Source organism: Escherichia sp. WS1152 (genome assembly GCF_046487665.1).
In the GTDB taxonomy this organism is placed as follows: domain Bacteria; phylum Pseudomonadota; class Gammaproteobacteria; order Enterobacterales; family Enterobacteriaceae; genus Escherichia; species Escherichia coli.
This window is the reverse complement of the sequence record NZ_JBJQJA010000002.1, coordinates 342,900-359,009: the sequence shown is the minus strand read 5'-3', so window position 1 is coordinate 359,009 and position 16,110 is coordinate 342,900. Positions and strand designations below refer to the sequence as shown.

Annotated in this window: 14 protein-coding genes and 1 pseudogene; 6 read left to right on the top strand and 9 right to left on the bottom strand. The window is 51.4% G+C overall.

The genetic code is table 11. The annotated features are described in order from the left end of the window. Window positions 1-134: 134 nt before the first annotated feature. Together glpQ and glpT are read right to left on the bottom strand one after the other, a co-directional pair. Window positions 135-1,211, bottom strand: coding sequence for a glycerophosphodiester phosphodiesterase (glpQ, locus tag ACJHW7_RS05620; protein WP_021557000.1), 1,077 nt, complete (start codon window positions 1,209-1,211; stop codon window positions 135-137). Between the two features lie 4 nt (window positions 1,212-1,215). Further along, window positions 1,216-2,574, bottom strand: coding sequence for a glycerol-3-phosphate transporter (glpT, locus tag ACJHW7_RS05615; RefSeq protein WP_000948724.1), 1,359 nt, complete (start codon window positions 2,572-2,574; stop codon window positions 1,216-1,218). A gap of 272 nt (window positions 2,575-2,846) precedes the next feature. Here glpT and glpA point away from each other — a divergent pair, with 272 nt between their 5' ends. The 5 genes and pseudogenes from glpA to ACJHW7_RS05590 all read left to right on the top strand — a co-directional run. Beyond that, window positions 2,847-4,475, top strand: coding sequence for an anaerobic glycerol-3-phosphate dehydrogenase subunit A (gene glpA / locus ACJHW7_RS05610; RefSeq protein WP_337450318.1), 1,629 nt, complete (start codon window positions 2,847-2,849; stop codon window positions 4,473-4,475). Continuing rightward, window positions 4,465-5,724, top strand: a complete 1,260-nt coding sequence (glpB, locus tag ACJHW7_RS05605; protein WP_001209931.1) for a glycerol-3-phosphate dehydrogenase subunit GlpB — start codon at window positions 4,465-4,467, stop codon at window positions 5,722-5,724. Before glpA ends, glpB begins: the two co-directional genes overlap by 11 nt. Further along, window positions 5,721-6,911, top strand: coding sequence for an anaerobic glycerol-3-phosphate dehydrogenase subunit GlpC (glpC, locus tag ACJHW7_RS05600; protein ID WP_001000379.1), 1,191 nt, complete (start codon window positions 5,721-5,723; stop codon window positions 6,909-6,911). The genes glpB and glpC overlap by 4 nt, the downstream gene beginning before the upstream one ends. A 192-nt stretch (window positions 6,912-7,103) precedes the next feature. Then, window positions 7,104-8,075: an ISNCY family transposase gene (locus ACJHW7_RS05595; protein WP_021557002.1), complete on the top strand. Its 972-nt coding sequence runs from the start codon at window positions 7,104-7,106 to the stop codon at window positions 8,073-8,075. Further along, window positions 8,076-8,309, top strand: a pseudogene (locus tag ACJHW7_RS05590) (hypothetical protein); the annotation flags it as partial. A 40-nt stretch (window positions 8,310-8,349) separates the two neighbouring features. Here the strand turns inward: ACJHW7_RS05590 and yfaU are convergent. The 6 genes from yfaU to ACJHW7_RS05560 all read right to left on the bottom strand — a co-directional run bounded on the left by yfaU (window position 8,350) and on the right by ACJHW7_RS05560 (window position 14,583). Further along, a complete protein-coding gene (gene yfaU, locus ACJHW7_RS05585) occupies window positions 8,350-9,153 on the bottom strand; it encodes a 2-keto-3-deoxy-L-rhamnonate aldolase (RefSeq protein WP_000992980.1) in 804 nt (267 codons plus the stop codon). Window positions 9,154-9,170: 17 nt separating this feature from the next. Next, window positions 9,171-10,460, bottom strand: coding sequence for an MFS transporter (locus ACJHW7_RS05580; protein ID WP_021557003.1), 1,290 nt, complete (start codon window positions 10,458-10,460; stop codon window positions 9,171-9,173). A gap of 56 nt (window positions 10,461-10,516) precedes the next feature. After that, entirely contained in the window at window positions 10,517-11,722 is a 1,206-nt protein-coding gene (gene rhmD / locus ACJHW7_RS05575) for an L-rhamnonate dehydratase (RefSeq protein WP_021557004.1), read from the bottom strand. Window positions 11,723-11,736: 14 nt separating this feature from the next. After that, window positions 11,737-12,519: an IclR family transcriptional regulator gene (locus ACJHW7_RS05570; RefSeq protein ID WP_000894164.1), complete on the bottom strand. Its 783-nt coding sequence runs from the start codon at window positions 12,517-12,519 to the stop codon at window positions 11,737-11,739. Window positions 12,520-12,738: 219 nt separating this feature from the next. Continuing rightward, the gene (locus ACJHW7_RS05565) at window positions 12,739-13,941 is read right to left on the bottom strand and encodes a nicotinamide mononucleotide deamidase-related protein YfaY (RefSeq protein ID WP_021557005.1); all 1,203 of its coding nucleotides are present in this window, start codon (window positions 13,939-13,941) and stop codon (window positions 12,739-12,741) included. A 99-nt stretch (window positions 13,942-14,040) separates the two neighbouring features. Next, complete coding sequence (locus ACJHW7_RS05560; protein ID WP_001301623.1) at window positions 14,041-14,583, bottom strand: YfaZ family outer membrane protein; 543 nt, start codon at window positions 14,581-14,583, stop codon at window positions 14,041-14,043. A gap of 278 nt (window positions 14,584-14,861) precedes the next feature. Here ACJHW7_RS05560 and nudI point away from each other — a divergent pair, with 278 nt between their 5' ends. Continuing rightward, complete coding sequence (gene nudI / locus ACJHW7_RS05555) at window positions 14,862-15,287, top strand: nucleoside triphosphatase NudI (protein WP_001249884.1); 426 nt, start codon at window positions 14,862-14,864, stop codon at window positions 15,285-15,287. Window positions 15,288-15,325: 38 nt separating this feature from the next. Here nudI and ais read toward each other — a convergent pair whose 3' ends face one another. Continuing rightward, window positions 15,326-15,928: a lipopolysaccharide core heptose(II)-phosphate phosphatase Ais gene (ais, locus tag ACJHW7_RS05550; RefSeq protein WP_001297077.1), complete on the bottom strand. Its 603-nt coding sequence runs from the start codon at window positions 15,926-15,928 to the stop codon at window positions 15,326-15,328. Between the last annotated feature and the right edge of the window lie 182 nt (window positions 15,929-16,110).

Here is a 16,110-nt window from a genome sequence, read left to right as displayed (position 1 = left end):
ACGAATGAGTTTTACGAAAATTATGTTGGCATCTTTTTTACAGGATGCACCGGTTAATGAAAAGAATAACCGGTAGTAGCATTATTTCGCTTTAGCAGAGGATGGCGCATGAACGCCATCCTGCAGTAGCAGCATTACTCTTTATTAAGGAATTTAACCGCTTTATCAGGGAAATCAGTAAACAACCCATTTACACCCGCTTTGTTATACAGAACGTCATATAACTGATTCACATCAGTAGTGTATTCAGGCAGTTTATCTGACCGCACGGTATAAGGATGCACTACCAGCTTGTTCTGCTGAGCATCTTGCACCATGCCAGTGAGTTTGATATTACCCGGCTGCGATGTCTCCTCAATCAACATATGGTAATCCGGACCAATACCATCTGCATATTCCGCCACCTGTTTCATGGCACCCGGCTTAAACATCCAGTCGTAGTTGTAATTAACCCAGCTTCCGTCCGGCTGTTTCTGCTGCGTTTCATTCCAGTCGGTATAGGCAATCAGCTGTACCAAATTGAGATCCATGCCCATTTTAGGTTCCAGCTCATTCTTAATACGCTTCAGCTCATCAGCATCAAAACATTGCAAATAAACTTTGTCGTCCTTACCGGTGTAACCATATTTCTTCAGCACTTCCAGCGTTTTTGCCGCAATATCCTTCTCTTCCTGATGATGGAACCACGGCGCTTTGATTTCTGGATAGATACCGATATTTTTCCCGGTAGAGTGATTTAACCCCTGAACAAATTCAATCTCTTCTTCAAAGGTGTGCACCCGGAAGTCGGACTTACCCATTGGGAAACGCCCCGGATAAGTCTGCACTTTTTTACCGTTTTCAATATCGAAACCTTCGGTAAATTTCAACGACTTAATTTCATCCAGCGTGAAATCTATCGCGTAGTAACGACCGTCTTTGCGCGCCCGATCCGGGAAACGATCGGCAACATCAGTAACACGATCGAGGTAATGGTCATGCAGAACAACCAGATGGTCGTCTTTGGTCATCACCAAATCCTGTTCCAGATAATCCGCTCCCTGCGCATACGCCATCGCTTTTGCTGGCAGCGTATGCTCCGGCAAATATCCACTGGCACCGCGATGGGCGATGACTATTTTTTCGTTGCTGTCCGCCGCCATTGCACTGCTTCCCATGACTATAGTGCTCATCATGATCGCCATGCTAAGGTTTTTCAGCGTCAATTTCATGCCATTAGCCTCCGTTGCGTTTTTGCAGTAATTCCTGATGGCGACGTTTTTCGCCAATCATCACAACAATCAACAAGATAACCGCCAGAATGCTGCCGCCAATCATTACCATAAAGCCGCCATCCCAGCCGAAGAAGTCCACGGTGTAGCCAACAATCGCGCTCGCCGCCACCGAACCGCCCAGGTAACCAAACAGACCGGTAAAGCCCGCTGCCGTTCCTGCCGCTTTTTTCGGTGCCAGTTCCAGCGCATGCAGACCGATCAGCATCACAGGGCCGTAGATCAGGAAGCCGATAACAATCATACAAATCATATCGACGGTTGGGTTACCTGCCGGGTTCATCCAGTAAACGATAGTCGCGATGGTCACCAGTGTCATAAAGAAGACGCCGGTTGCCCCACGGTTACCACGGAAGACTTTGTCCGACATCCAGCCGCACAGCAGGGTGCCCGGAATACCCGCATACTCATAGAAGAAGTAGGCCCAGGAGGATTTATCCAGCGCGAAATGCTTAACCTCTTTCAGATAAGTCGGTGACCAGTCGAGGATGCCGTAACGCAGCAGATAAACGAACACGTTGGCGATGGCGATGTACCACAGCAGTTTGTTCGGCAGCACGTACTGCATGAAGATTTGCTTCGCGGTCAGCTCCTGTTCCGCTTTTTCGTTATAGTCGTCCGGATAATCATTTTTGTACTCTTCGATCGGCGGCAAGCCACAGGATTGCGGGGTATCGCGCATCATCGCAAAGGCGAATAATGCCACCAGAATGGCGCAAAAAGCGGGCATATAGAGCGCCGCGTGCCAGTCATTGAACCAGGCCATCCCCAGCAGGAACAGCAGCGGCGGAATACCACCACCGACGTTGTGCGCACAGTTCCACACTGACACAATGCCGCCACGTTCTTTCTGCGACCACCAGTGCACCATAGTACGACCACACGGCGGCCACCCCATCCCCTGGAACCAACCGCAGAGGAACAACAGTACAAACATTACCGCAATGCTCGACGTCGCCCATGGCACAAAGCCCATAAACAACATCACTGCCGCCGCCAGAATCAAACCTGCGGGCAGGAAAACGCGCGGATTCGAGCGATCCGATACCGAACCCATGATGAATTTCGAAAATCCATAAGCAATCGAGATCCCCGAAAGGGCAAAACCTAAATCACCGCGTGAGAATCCCTGCTCAACCAGATAAGGCATAGCGAGCGCAAAGTTCTTACGAACCAAATAGTAAGCAGCATAACCAAAGAATATCCCCAGGAAAATTTGCCAGCGCAATCGACGATAAGTCGGATCGATCTCCGCGGCAGGTAAGCGCGCTTTGTGTGGCGCTGGTTTAAAAATACTCAACATTGATAGCCTCCGTGGCCCGTGATCTTATTTATGATTAACAGCCTGATTCAGTGGGAGAACCTGCCGTTTCTTGAGTTGCCGCGATGTTAAGAAAACATTCATAAATTAAATGTGAATTACCGCACACATTATTAAATACGATGGTGAAAATGTTCAGAATGACGCATGAAATCACGTTTCACTTTCGAATTATGAGCGAATATGCGCGAAATCAAACAATTCATGTTTTTACTATGGCTAAATGGTAAAAAACGAACTTCAGAGGGATAACAATGAAAACTCGCGACTCGCAATCAAGTGACGTGATTATCATTGGTGGCGGCGCAACGGGAGCCGGGATTGCCCGCGACTGTGCCCTGCGCGGGCTGCGCGTGATTTTGGTTGAGCGCCACGACATCGCAACCGGTGCCACCGGGCGTAACCACGGCCTGCTGCACAGCGGTGCGCGCTATGCGGTAACCGATGCGGAATCGGCCCGCGAATGCATTAGTGAAAACCAGATCCTGAAACGCATTGCACGTCACTGCGTAGAACCAACTAACGGCCTGTTTATCACCCTGCCGGAAGATGACATCTCCTTCCAGGCCACTTTTATTCGCGCCTGCGAAGAAGCAGGGATCAGCGCAGAAGCTATAGACCCGCAGCAAGCGCGCATTATCGAACCTGCCGTTAACCCGGCACTGATTGGCGCAGTGAAAGTTCCGGATGGCACCGTTGATCCATTTCGTCTGACCGCAGCAAACATGCTGGATGCCAAAGAACACGGTGCCGTTATCCTTATCGCTCATGAAGTCACGGGACTGATTCGTGAAGGCGCAACGGTGTGCGGCGTTCATGTACGCAACCACCTCACCGGCGAAACCCAGTCGCTACATGCGCCTGTCGTGGTTAACGCTGCCGGGATCTGGGGGCAACACATTGCCGAATATGCCGATCTGCGCATTCGCATGTTCCCGGCGAAAGGATCGCTGCTGATCATGGATCACCGCATTAACCAGCATGTGATCAACCGCTGCCGTAAACCTTCCGACGCCGATATTCTGGTGCCTGGCGATACCATTTCGCTGATTGGCACCACCTCTTTACGTATTGATTACAACGAGATTGACGATAATCGGGTGACGGCAGAAGAAGTGGATATCCTGCTGCGTGAAGGGGAAAAACTGGCCCCCGTGATGGCGCAAACGCGCATTTTGCGGGCCTACTCTGGCGTGCGTCCACTGGTCGCCAGCGATGATGATCCGAGCGGGCGTAACGTCAGCCGCGGCATCGTGCTGCTCGATCATGCTGAACGCGATGGTCTGGACGGATTTATCACCATTACCGGTGGCAAACTGATGACCTATCGGCTGATGGCGGAATGGGCTACCGACGCCGTATGCCGCAAACTGGGCAACACGCGCCCCTGTACGACCGCCGATCTGGCACTTCCGGGTTCACAGGAACCCGCTGAAGTTACCTTGCGTAAAGTCATCTCCCTGCCTGCCCCGCTGCGCGGTTCTGCGGTTTATCGTCATGGCGATCGTACGCCTGCCTGGCTGAGCGAAGGCCGTCTGCACCGTAGCCTGGTATGTGAGTGCGAAGCGGTAACTGCGGGTGAAGTGCAGTACGCGGTAGAAAATTTAAACGTTAATAGCCTGCTGGATTTACGCCGTCGTACCCGTGTGGGGATGGGTACCTGCCAGGGCGAACTCTGCGCCTGCCGCGCTGCCGGACTGCTGCAACGTTTTAACGTCACGACGTCCGCGCAATCTATCGAGCAACTTTCCACCTTCCTTAACGAACGCTGGAAAGGCGTGCAACCCATCGCCTGGGGAGATGCACTGCGCGAAAGCGAATTTACCCGCTGGGTTTATCAGGGATTGTGTGGTCTGGAGAAGGAGCAGAAAGATGCGCTTTGATACTGTCATTATGGGCGGCGGCCTCGCCGGATTACTCTGTGGCCTGCAACTGCAAAAACACGGCCTGCGCTGTGCCATTGTCACGCGTGGTCAAAGCGCGCTGCATTTCTCATCCGGTTCGCTGGATTTGCTGAGCCATCTGCCAGATGGTCAACCGGTGACAGACATTCACAGTGGACTGGAATCTTTGCGTCAGCAGGCACCTGCACATCCTTACTCTCTTCTCGGGCCACAACGCGTGCTCGATCTCGCTTGCCAGGCGCAGGCATTAATCGCTGAAAGCGGTGCGCAATTGCAGGGCAGCGTAGAACTGGCTCACCAGCGGATTACGCCGCTCGGCACTCTGCGCTCTACCTGGCTAAGTTCGCCAGAAGTCCCCGTCTGGCCGCTGCCCGCGAAGAAAATATGTGTAGTGGGAATTAGTGGACTGATGGATTTTCAGGCGCACCTTGCGGCAGCTTCGTTGCGTGAACTCGGCCTTGCCGTTGAAACCGCAGAAATAGAGCTGCCGGAACTGGATGTCCTGCGCAATAACGCCACCGAGTTCCGCGCGGTGAATATCGCCCGTTTCCTTGATAATGAAGAAAACTGGCCGCTGTTACTTGATGCGCTTATTCCTGTCGCCAATACCTGCGAAATGATCCTGATGCCCGCCTGCTTCGGCCTGGCTGATGACAAACTGTGGCGTTGGTTGAATGAAAAACTACCTTGTTCACTGATGCTTTTGCCAACGCTGCCGCCTTCCGTGCTGGGCATTCGTCTGCAAAACCAGTTACAGCGCCAGTTTGTGCGTCAGGGTGGCGTGTGGATGCCGGGCGATGAAGTGAAAAAAGTGACCTGTAAAAATGGCGTAGTGAATGAAATCTGGACCCGCAATCACGCCGATATCCCGCTGCGTCCACGTTTCGCGGTTCTCGCCAGCGGCAGTTTCTTTAGTGGCGGACTGGTAGCGGAACGTAACGGCATTCGAGAGCCGATTCTCGGCCTTGATGTGCTACAAACCGCCACGCGGGGTGAATGGTATAAGGGAGATTTTTTTGCGCCGCAACCGTGGCAGCAGTTCGGTGTAACCACTGATCAGACGCTACGCCCGTCGCAGGCAGGGCAAACCATCGAAAACCTGTTTGCCATCGGTTCGGTGCTGGGCGGATTTGATCCCATCGCCCAGGGATGCGGCGGCGGTGTTTGTGCCGTCAGTGCTTTACATGCCGCTCAACAGATTGCCCAACGCGCAGGAGGCCAACAATGAATGACACCAGCTTCGAAAACTGCATTAAGTGCACCGTCTGCACCACCGCCTGCCCAGTGAGCCGGGTGAATCCCGGTTATCCAGGGCCAAAACAAGCCGGGCCGGATGGCGAGCGTCTGCGTTTAAAAGATGGCGCACTGTATGACGAGGCACTGAAATATTGCATCAACTGCAAACGTTGCGAAGTCGCCTGCCCGTCCGATGTGAAGATTGGCGATATCATCCAGCGCGCACGGGCGAAATATGACACCACGCGCCCGTCGCTGCGCAATTTTGTTTTAAGCCATACCGACCTGATGGGTAGCGTTTCCACGCCGTTCGCACCAATCGTCAACACCGCTACCTCGCTGAAACCGGTGCGGCAGTTGCTTGATGCGGCGTTAAAAATCGATCATCGCCGCACGCTACCGAAATACTCCTTCGGCACGTTTCGTCGCTGGTATCGCAGCGTGGCGGCCCAGCAGGCGCAGTATAAAGACCAGGTCGCCTTTTTCCACGGCTGCTTCGTTAACTACAACCATCCGCAGTTAGGTAAAGATTTAATTAAAGTGCTCAACGCGATGGGTACTGGCGTGCAACTGCTCAGCAAAGAAAAATGCTGCGGTGTGCCGCTAATCGCCAACGGCTTTACCGATAAAGCACGCAAACAGGCAATTACGAATGTAGAGTCGATCCGCGAAGCCGTGGGAGTAAAAGGCATTCCGGTGATTGCCACCTCCTCCACCTGTACTTTCGCCCTGCGCGACGAGTACCCGGAAGTGCTGAATGTCGACAACAAAGGCTTGCGCGATCATATCGAACTGGCGACCCGCTGGCTGTGGCGCAAGCTGGACGAAGGCAAAACGTTACCGCTGAAACCGCTGCCGCTGAAAGTGGTTTATCACACTCCGTGCCATATGGAAAAAATGGGCTGGACGCTCTACACCCTGGAGCTGTTGCGTAACATCCCGGGGCTTGAGTTAACGGTGCTGGATTCCCAGTGCTGCGGTATTGCGGGTACTTACGGTTTCAAAAAAGAGAACTACCCCACCTCACAAGCCATCGGCGCACCACTGTTCCGCCAGATAGAAGAAAGCGGCGCAGATCTGGTGGTCACCGACTGCGAAACCTGTAAATGGCAGATTGAGATGTCCACAAGTCTTCGCTGCGAACATCCGATTACGCTACTGGCCCAGGCGCTGGCTTAAACTCCTTTCTGATGCCCGGTAAGCATGTGGTTACCGGGCATTTTTGCGTACACGATTCCGTGCCCAATGTATGCGTTGCAACGCAGTGAAAATTCCTCTGAAAACGTCTCGCAAAGGCTGAAACTGGCAGATGTCAAAGGCCTGGGATAACCGTAATGTCGCGTCATCATAAATATCAGGTGACGGACAACCATGACCGAATCAACAACCTCCTCCCCGCATGATGCAGTATTTAAAACCTTTATGTTCACACCCGAAACCGCACGGGATTTTCTCGAAATACATCTACCAGAGCCGCTGCGCAAGCTTTGCAACCTGCAAACCTTACGCCTGGAACCCACCAGTTTTATTGAAAAAAGTTTACGCGCTTACTACTCGGATGTTTTGTGGTCCGTGGAAACCAGCGACGGTGACGGCTATATCTACTGCGTGATTGAACATCAAAGCTCTGCAGAAAAGAATATGGCTTTTCGGCTAATGCGCTATGCCACTGCCGCCATGCAGCGTCACCTGGACAAAGGCTATGACAGAGTCCCGCTGGTGGTGCCGTTGCTGTTTTATCATGGCGAAACCTCGCCCTACCCGTACTCACTCAACTGGCTGGATGAGTTTGACGATCCGCAACTTGCCCGGCAGTTGTACACCGAAGCTTTTCCGTTGGTGGATATTACCATCGTACCTGACGATGAGATCATGCAACATCGGCGTATAGCTCTGCTTGAACTGATTCAAAAGCATATTCGCGACCGCGATTTAATCGGTATGGTCGACAGGATCACCACGCTTTTGGTTAGAGGCTTCACTAATGACAGCCAGCTACAAACACTGTTTAATTATCTGCTGCAATGCGGCGATACCTCCCGTTTCACCCGTTTTATTCAGGAGATTGCCGAACGTTCACTACTACAAAAGGAGAGATTAATGACTATTGCTGAACGGCTACGGCAGGAAGGACATCAAATTGGTTGGCAGGAAGGTAAATTAGAAGGTTTGCAGCAAGGTAAATTGGAGGGTCTGCAGAAAGGTAAATTAGAAGGTTTGCAGGAAGGCATGCATGAGCAAGCCATTAAAATTGCCTTGCGCATGCTGGAGCAGGGCTTTGAACGTGAGATTGTGCTGGCGGCAACCCAACTCACTGATGCTGATATTCCGAACTGTCATTAAAAGGAGAGATTGATGACTATTGCTGAACGGCTACGGCAGGAAGGACATCAAATTGGCTGGCAAGAAGGTAAATTAGTAGGTTTGCAGCAAGGTAAATTAGAAGGTTTGCAGGAAGGCATGCATGAACAAGCTATTAAAATTGCCTTGCGCATGCTGGAACAGGGCATTGATCGTGACCAGGTGCTCGCGGCCACCCAGCTAAGCGAAGCCGATCTGGCAGCGAATAACCACTAATTAACACAGGCCCACAGCCGATCCCCATGGGCCTTTGATATCAATAACTACCTTTTATGCGTGGCCCATTTTTGCCTGATTTAAACATCGCCAGTCGTTGATCCAGGGCATCGCTGTAGAGCATCGTGTCAACGCCAACAGCGACAAAGTTCGCTCCCCACGCCAGGCATTGCTGCGCCATATCAGGAGCCACAGCCAGAAAACCAGCCGCTTTACCCGCAGCACGGATCCGCCGAATGCTGGTTTCAATAATTCGCTGCACTTCCGGGTGCCCGGCGTTATCCGGGTAGCCCAACGACGCAGAAAGATCCGCAGGTCCAATAAACACGCCATCAATCCCTTCGACGTCGAGGATCTCGTCCAGGTTATCCAGTGCCGTTTTACTTTCCACCTGCACTAACAGACAAAGCGAATCGTTGACTTGCGCCATGTAATTCTCAATGCGTCCCCAGCGCGCAGCCCGTGCCACACTGGCCCCAACACCACGTTCACCGTAGGGAGGATAGCGCGTGGCAGACACCACCTGACGTGCCTGATCGGCAGTATCGACCATCGGGATCAGTAGAGTTTGCGCGCCAATATCCAGGACTTGTTTAATCAGCGACTTACTGCCATCCACCGGACGGATCACGGGTTGGCTGGCATAGGGCGCTACCGCCTGTAGCTGGTGATAAAGATCCTGAATGGTGTTTGGCGCGTGCTCCCCATCAATCAGCAACCAGTCATAACCGGAAGTGGCGGCAATTTCTGCCATATAGGCAGTTGTTGAGCTTAACCACAGACCAATTTGCACTTCGCCCTTGCGTAAACGTTCTTTAAAGGGATTGGTTAATAATGCGTTCATCGTGTTCCTTAACCTATTTAATGATGTGCCACGTCGGTCTGCGCAACAGTACGATTTACACGCAGAGTGAAAATAATCAGCGAACCGATGACCGCCACCGCTGCCAGCGTCAGTAATCCCGCCGCATCGCTGGAAAATAACGTTTCTGCTTTCACGCGCAGGATCGGGGCAATAAACCCGCCCACTGCACCAAACAGGTTTACAAAACCAATCCCCGCAGCCAGCGCCGTACCGGAAAGCAGTTGTGTCGGCATCGTCCAGAACACCGGCTGCACGGCAATAAACCCGATGGCTGCAACACACAGCGCTACGATCGCCAGTACTGGAGAAAGCAGCCCGGACAGACCAATACCAATGCCCGCCGCCAGTAATGTCAGCGCTGCGACATTACGCCGTTCGCCGGTTTTATCGGAATAGCGCGGAATAAGCCAGGTCCCAAACAAGGCCGCAACCCACGGAATGGCGGTGACCACCGACGCTGTAAAGCCCACTTTTGTTCCCAGCAATGCCGCAACCTGGGTCGGCAGGAAGAAAATTAATCCGTAAACCGCCACCTGAATGGTCAGGTAGATAATCGCCAGTTGCCAGACTCGCCCATTACGCAGCGCATCGCTCAGCCGAGAAGTCACTTTCTGTTGTTCTTCACTTGCCAGTTGATTGATAAGCAACGTTTTTTCTTGTTTACTCAGAAAACGTGCCTGCTCCGGTGTGTCATCAAGCCAAAAGAATGTGAATACCCCAGCGCCGACTGCCAACAATCCTTCAATCACAAACATCCAGAACCAGCCGGGATGCCCCATAAATCCATGCATCTCCAGCAGCGCGCCGGAAAGCGGTGATCCCAGTGTTAACGCCAGCGGTGCGCCCATATAGAACAGCCCCATAATGCTGGCGCGATTACGCTGCGGAAACCATTGCGAGGTGAGATAAATCATACCAGGGAAAAATCCGGCCTCCGCAGCACCAAGCAGAGTGCGAACTATCAGAAATTTCGCTTCAGTATCGGCCCATGCCATGGCTGCCGAAAGAAATCCCCACAGCAGTGTTGTCGTACCAATCCAGGTTCTGGCCCCCAGTTTGCGCATCAAAAGATTCGCCGGAACACCCAGAAACGCATATACCACAAAGAAAATGCCTGCTCCCAGCGCATAAGCTTCATTACTCAACCCGGTATCAATCTGGTAGGTCTGTTTGGCAAAACCGATATTCGAACGGTCGAGAAACGCCAGCACATACAGCGCCAACATAAACGGAATTAAACGCACACGGTTTTTCTTCACCACGGCGTCAAGCAAAGCGGTGCTCATAAAAAGCTCCTTAGAATATGTGGGCGTTACCGTTGTCACAGCAACGCCCGGAGTGATTAGTGGCTGTAGGGGCGTTTCAAATTGCAGTCACGATTGAGTTCGACGCCAAAACCGGGTTTATCAAGCACTGATTTATGAATACGACCATTCACCGGAACCGGCTCATTGAGCAGAATCGGGTCAAACTGCGGACGCATCGTTGAACAATCCGGACTGGTCATCAGGAATTCGCTGAATGGCGTATTAGTGAAGGTGATCACCGCATGGTGGGAGTAAACAGACGAACCGTGCGGCACCACCAGTTGCCCCCTGGATTTGGCGATTGCGGCAATTTCCACCAGCGTGGTTAAGCCACCGCACCAGCCAACATCCGGCTGCATAATGTCGATACCGGTTTCTGAAAGCGTACAAAAAGATTGCAGTGTGCCGTGGTGCTCACCGCTGGTGACCATCATTCCGACTGGCGCGTTGCGTTTCAGTTCGCGATAACCTTCATACTGCTGTGGCGGCAGGCACTCTTCGATCCATTTCAGGTTATAGGGCGCGCAAGCGTGGGCCAGTTTGGTGGCATAGTTCACGTCCTGACTCATCCAGCAGTCGAGCATTAACCAGAAATCCTCACCGCATTTTTCACGCATATCCGCGACCATAGCGGCATCTTTGCGGATCCCCGCATCGCCATCATGTGGCCCCCAGTGCGTCGGCATTTTGCCACCGATAAAGCCCATCTCTTTTGCCAGATCCGGACGCGCACCTGTGGCGTAGAACTGAATCTCATCACGAACAGCGCCGCCTAAAAGTTTATAAACCGGAAGCCCGACCACTTTGCCGAACAGATCCCACAGAGCCAGATCGACACAGGAAATCGTGTTCATCACCAGGCCACCAGAGCCGGAGTAATACAGGGTGGCATTGAGCATTTGATCATGGATCAGTTTGATATCACTGACACATTTACCCTCAATGAAACGGTTAAGGTGTTTTTCGACGATAAAACAGCCCATTTCACCGGCTGTCGAAACGGCGAATCCGGTCTGGCCGTTTTCTGCTTCGATTTCAACAATCAACGTGCCAAGAACGTTAATGCCAAATGACTGGCGTGACTGCTCATAATCGCGGTATTTACTCATCGGGGTGGCAATATGATCGTCTATCCAGTGATTCGCCCCCTGGTCGTGATAATCACCGCCGCCAGCGCCTTTTTCTGCTGTCGCACCGCCAGTAAACCAGGCGCGAACCTGTTTAATTTTTGGTAGGGTCATGATGTTCTCCATTGTTATGAGGCTTGTAAGTCAAAGGGACTTTTCCATCCCAACAGACGTGAAATATCCCTGGCGCAGGCAATGGCCTTGCCCGCCAGATAATCACGGTATTCTTCATTGATTTGTAAGCGGGTACCGACCACCGAGATCGCAGCGGTAAGCTCGTTATTGGCGTTAAACACCGGCGCAGCGACACAACGGACATCGGCGTAATCTTCGCCGTTGTCATAGCTCCAGCCCTGACGGCGAATACGCGCCAGTTCTTCGTGAAGTTGCTGTGGATGAGTAATCGTTGTGGGTGTCGCCTGCTCCCAGACCAGCCCTTCGATAATACTTTGCTGTACAGTTGCAGGTTGCCAGGCAAGCAGGCATTTACCTATTCCGGAGCGATAAAGCGAAAGGCTTTTTCCTTCATGTGAACGCACGCTGATAGTGGCTGATGACTCCACTTTCAAAATGTAATAAGCGCTGCCGTTATCAATAATCCCCAGGTGACATAACAGCCCGGTGGTATCCATCAGTTGCGTCAAACGCGGTCGAGCCAGTTCCCGGAGATCCATCTTGCTTAACGCATGACCGGAAAGCTCCACCAGCTTGGTCCACAAACAAAATTTTTCCTGGTGATCAAGGCTAAGAAAACGCTGACGCCTGAGTTCATTAAGCAGCAAATAGGCCGTGCTTTTAGGGATCCCCAATGTGTCAATGATCGTCGCAGCATTACAGGGGCCAATGCGGGCAATCAAATTGAGAATATCAATAGCCCGTGTCAGGGCGGGAACTTTGCTTGATTCCAACATACTGGACTCCAGTCTTAGATACTGGAATCAGTCTCGTTGCTCAGGGGGAGTAAAATTGTGAAGCGCATCAAATCCCGCTCCTCGTCCAACGGACTGGAGAAATTACGCACAAATTTGTGAATCAGCGCACGGATTTTTTCTTATTGAGTACAACAGGTTGGACAAATTTTGCCGGAGGGGGAATGTGCCGGTGCAGTAAACCGGCACAGAGTGGCGGAATCAGACGGATAAGGTCATGGACTCAACAACCTCAATCCAGCCATGCTCACTGGCAATGTCCTGGCCGTTTAACCAACGGCGCAGCATATTCAGTGCCATCATTGCGCACACTTCCTGACGGATAGCCAGGCTGTAGCGTATAGTGCTGAAACGCACACGCAGAGCGAAAGTGCCATCTGGCGTGGCTAGCGCAAAGTTGAGATGCTCGTTCTCGAAACCCGAAACAGCCAGTGCCAGCCCGGCAAAATGGTTGGCCCGCCGTTCTGTAATCCAGTGCGCAGTTTGCGCCAGGGTTTCTTCCTGTGAAGGAACCACTTCACACGCCAGCAGTGGAGCACCTGCGCGAGAAAGTTGCAAAGCCAATAAACCGCCGGTGAATTGCTCGCTCAACGTCAGGCTGAACTGGCGGTTTTGCAATTCGCGACTGATCTGCGCGGGCAGTCCTTCGGTGCCTTCGAAAATCACGCTCTGTCCGGCAACACGTTTAACGTCCAGCCACAGTTTTTCCATCGCCTGTTGCTCGCTTGCCGGTCCGGTGAGTTTCAGTTCGATGATCGGCATTGAGGAGCGATAGCCCATTGTTACGCCCGGCGGCAGTTGTAGAGTGTCCAGGCTTTGTGCCAGATCGCTTTCCGAACGACCAAAGGTAGTTAAACGCAGACAAACCGGCGGCTGTGGTAAAGAAAAACGCTCGCGCAGACGCGGCAGGATTTCGTGCTCGACCATCACCTTAAATTCTGACGGTACGCCGGGAGTAAAGAACATCAGGCAACGATTAAGCTGCACGGCAAAACCACAGGCGGTGCCTACCGGGTTATTGATAAATTCCGCACTGGCAGGCAGCTCCGCTTGTTTACGGTTGCTCGGTGCCATTACTCGTCCACGTTCGTGGAAATAGCGTTCCATCTCTTTGAGCCAGGCTTCATGCAGCACCAGGCCTTCACCTTTTGCTGTCGCAGCGGCGAGTGCGCTTAAATCATCGCTGGTCGGTCCCAGCCCGCCGTTAACGATCAGCACATCGGCGTGCTGACTACGTTCGCGAAGAATGGTGACTAAGTCATCAAGGTTATCCCCCACCGTATTGCGGCGAGATAATGGCAACCCCTGATGAAAGAAAAAATCGGCCAGCCAGGCAGCGTTAGTGTCAACGATTTGCCCGTGTAACACTTCATCCCCGGTGGATAGCATTTCCACTTTTAACATGGTTATCTCCTGCTTTTGTTATCGAATCACTATAACGCAAAGGGAGATAAGGCGTAGTAAGAAACTGAATGGCGCGACAGAATGCCGCGCCGGAAGGGATCAGAAACTGGCGTTAACCCCAACATACGGGCCGTCAGCCACGGCGTTGTCGCGGTTACCGTCTTTACCCGACAGATTCAGGTAGCGATAACCCGCCTCAATACTGACTGGACGCATAATGGTGTAACGCGCGCCAGCATTCGCTTCCTCATAACTTTTAATACCGCTGGAGAGTGAATCCGGAGAGTAGTAATACTCGCCAAACAAACGGAAGCTGTTGCCAATTTTCCACTGCAAACCACCTCCTACCGCTGCGGCATAACCTTCATCGCCATAATTGGGGTTGGTGTAAACGCCTTTTCCGCCAACGGTCGCCATTAACGGCCCGAGAGGCAGATTCAACCCCAGCCCCACGCCCGCGACGTCACCGTCGTCGTCGTTATGTGTCCAGTTACCGCTTAAAGCCAGGCCCGTCGATTCAGTCCCAAAACCGACACCAATATTGGTGTATTCTTTACCCGCCTGGCCGCTGATGCTCATTGCATTGACCGATGCAGAAACCAACAGCATTCCGGCCAGACCTGCTAGCGCAATTTTTTTCATTATCCCCTTTCCCACAAGCAATTAATCAAAATTCCCAAAGCTGCGGGATTGTACTGCCTGGCGCAGAGGATTCAATGAGCGAAAAAAGGGAGCTAGTCACTTATTGTAACTAAATACTTCTTAAATAATTAAACGCCGAAAAAATAAACACAGTTTACCGATACACACAAAAATAATAATAAGTGCAGTTATCATCGCAAAAGAGATTACTGTCACTTTCACATATTTCTGAGTTACCGTATTCTCATGGTTTCTATTTATTTATAAGGAATACCCCTGTGCGACAACGGACTATTGTATGCCCTTTGATTCAAAATGATGGTGCTTATTTGCTGTGTAAAATGGCCGACGATCGCGGCGTTTTCCCCGGTCAATGGGCGCTTTCGGGTGGCGGCGTGGAGCCCGGCGAACGAATTGAAGAGGCACTACGCCGCGAAATTCGCGAAGAACTGGGAGAACAGCTGCTTTTGACAGAAATCACGCCGTGGACCTTCAGCGATGATATTCGCACCAAGACGTATGCAGATGGTCGCAAGGAAGAAATTTATATGATTTACCTGATTTTTGACTGCGTTTCTGCCAACCGAGAAGTGAAAATAAACGAAGAGTTTCAGGACTACGCGTGGGTAAAACCTGAAGATCTGGTGCATTATGATTTAAATGTTGCCACCCGAAAAACGTTACGTTTGAAAGGTCTTCTTTAACAATGATGACAGCCATCACTGGCTGTCAGATTGAAAATTTAGTGGTTAACGAATTCCCCATCCAGATAAACTTTGCCTTTTTCCACATGCATGACTAAACCATCCAGATAATCAGGTTTAAATGTCGCATCACGCTTATTTTTAGCAATATATGTCAGGCAATGATTATGGGTGAAAATAACGATATTTTTATCAGGCGCTTTGCTTTGTAAGTCCTTAATTGCACTATAAATCTCATTACCGCACTGAAGAAGTCGTTTATCTACCGTCAGCTTTTTACCCGCGGAAAACCAGGTCGCCGACTGAATGGTCCGGACGGTATTACTGGAATAAAGATCGAAATCAGGGATGTCAGCGCTAAAAGCGTTGCCCAGTTCACGGGCATCCTGGGTACCTTTAACCGTAATACCTGTTTTATCTGACAAGCATTGATTGGTTGAACGATCGCAACGTTCAGCATGGCGAAACAAAACGACAACCGGGTGCTGCTGTGCCAGTCTGGCCAATGTTTTATTGTCGATACGTGGCAAACCATTGCTACTCCAGGCGGCATGAGTACCCAGTCCGGCAATTGCAGCGAGCGCCAGTAAAATGATGAAATATTTTTTTGACTTCAATGATGAGCGGCAAAAAGCTAACACGTAAACTCCACCTATAGACAAGCGCAACCAGACAATTACCGTAAAATTGAGCGACATTTCTGGCGATAATTAGCAGTTGGTGTAATATTAAAAATCCTACGATGTCGGCAAAATGCCTCAAAATTTTGCCAAATGCAAAGCCTAAATAAGAAAAAATATAAAAATTTCAATATTTACGTCTA

Bases quoted from the DNA above. Each gene is read 5' to 3' on its own strand.
- glpQ (WP_021557000.1), bottom strand. From the start codon at position 1,211: ATGAAATTGACGCTGAAAAACCTTAGCATGGCGATCATGATGAGCACT.
- glpT (WP_000948724.1), bottom strand. From the start codon at position 2,574: ATGTTGAGTATTTTTAAACCAGCGCCACACAAAGCGCGCTTACCTGCC.
- glpA (WP_337450318.1), top strand. From the start codon at position 2,847: ATGAAAACTCGCGACTCGCAATCAAGTGACGTGATTATCATTGGTGGC.
- glpB (WP_001209931.1), top strand. From the start codon at position 4,465: ATGCGCTTTGATACTGTCATTATGGGCGGCGGCCTCGCCGGATTACTC.
- glpC (WP_001000379.1), top strand. From the start codon at position 5,721: ATGAATGACACCAGCTTCGAAAACTGCATTAAGTGCACCGTCTGCACC.
- ACJHW7_RS05595 (WP_021557002.1), top strand. From the start codon at position 7,104: ATGACCGAATCAACAACCTCCTCCCCGCATGATGCAGTATTTAAAACC.
- yfaU (WP_000992980.1), bottom strand. From the start codon at position 9,153: ATGAACGCATTATTAACCAATCCCTTTAAAGAACGTTTACGCAAGGGC.
- ACJHW7_RS05580 (WP_021557003.1), bottom strand. From the start codon at position 10,460: ATGAGCACCGCTTTGCTTGACGCCGTGGTGAAGAAAAACCGTGTGCGT.
- rhmD (WP_021557004.1), bottom strand. From the start codon at position 11,722: ATGACCCTACCAAAAATTAAACAGGTTCGCGCCTGGTTTACTGGCGGT.
- ACJHW7_RS05570 (WP_000894164.1), bottom strand. From the start codon at position 12,519: ATGTTGGAATCAAGCAAAGTTCCCGCCCTGACACGGGCTATTGATATT.
- ACJHW7_RS05565 (WP_021557005.1), bottom strand. From the start codon at position 13,941: ATGTTAAAAGTGGAAATGCTATCCACCGGGGATGAAGTGTTACACGGG.
- ACJHW7_RS05560 (WP_001301623.1), bottom strand. From the start codon at position 14,583: ATGAAAAAAATTGCGCTAGCAGGTCTGGCCGGAATGCTGTTGGTTTCT.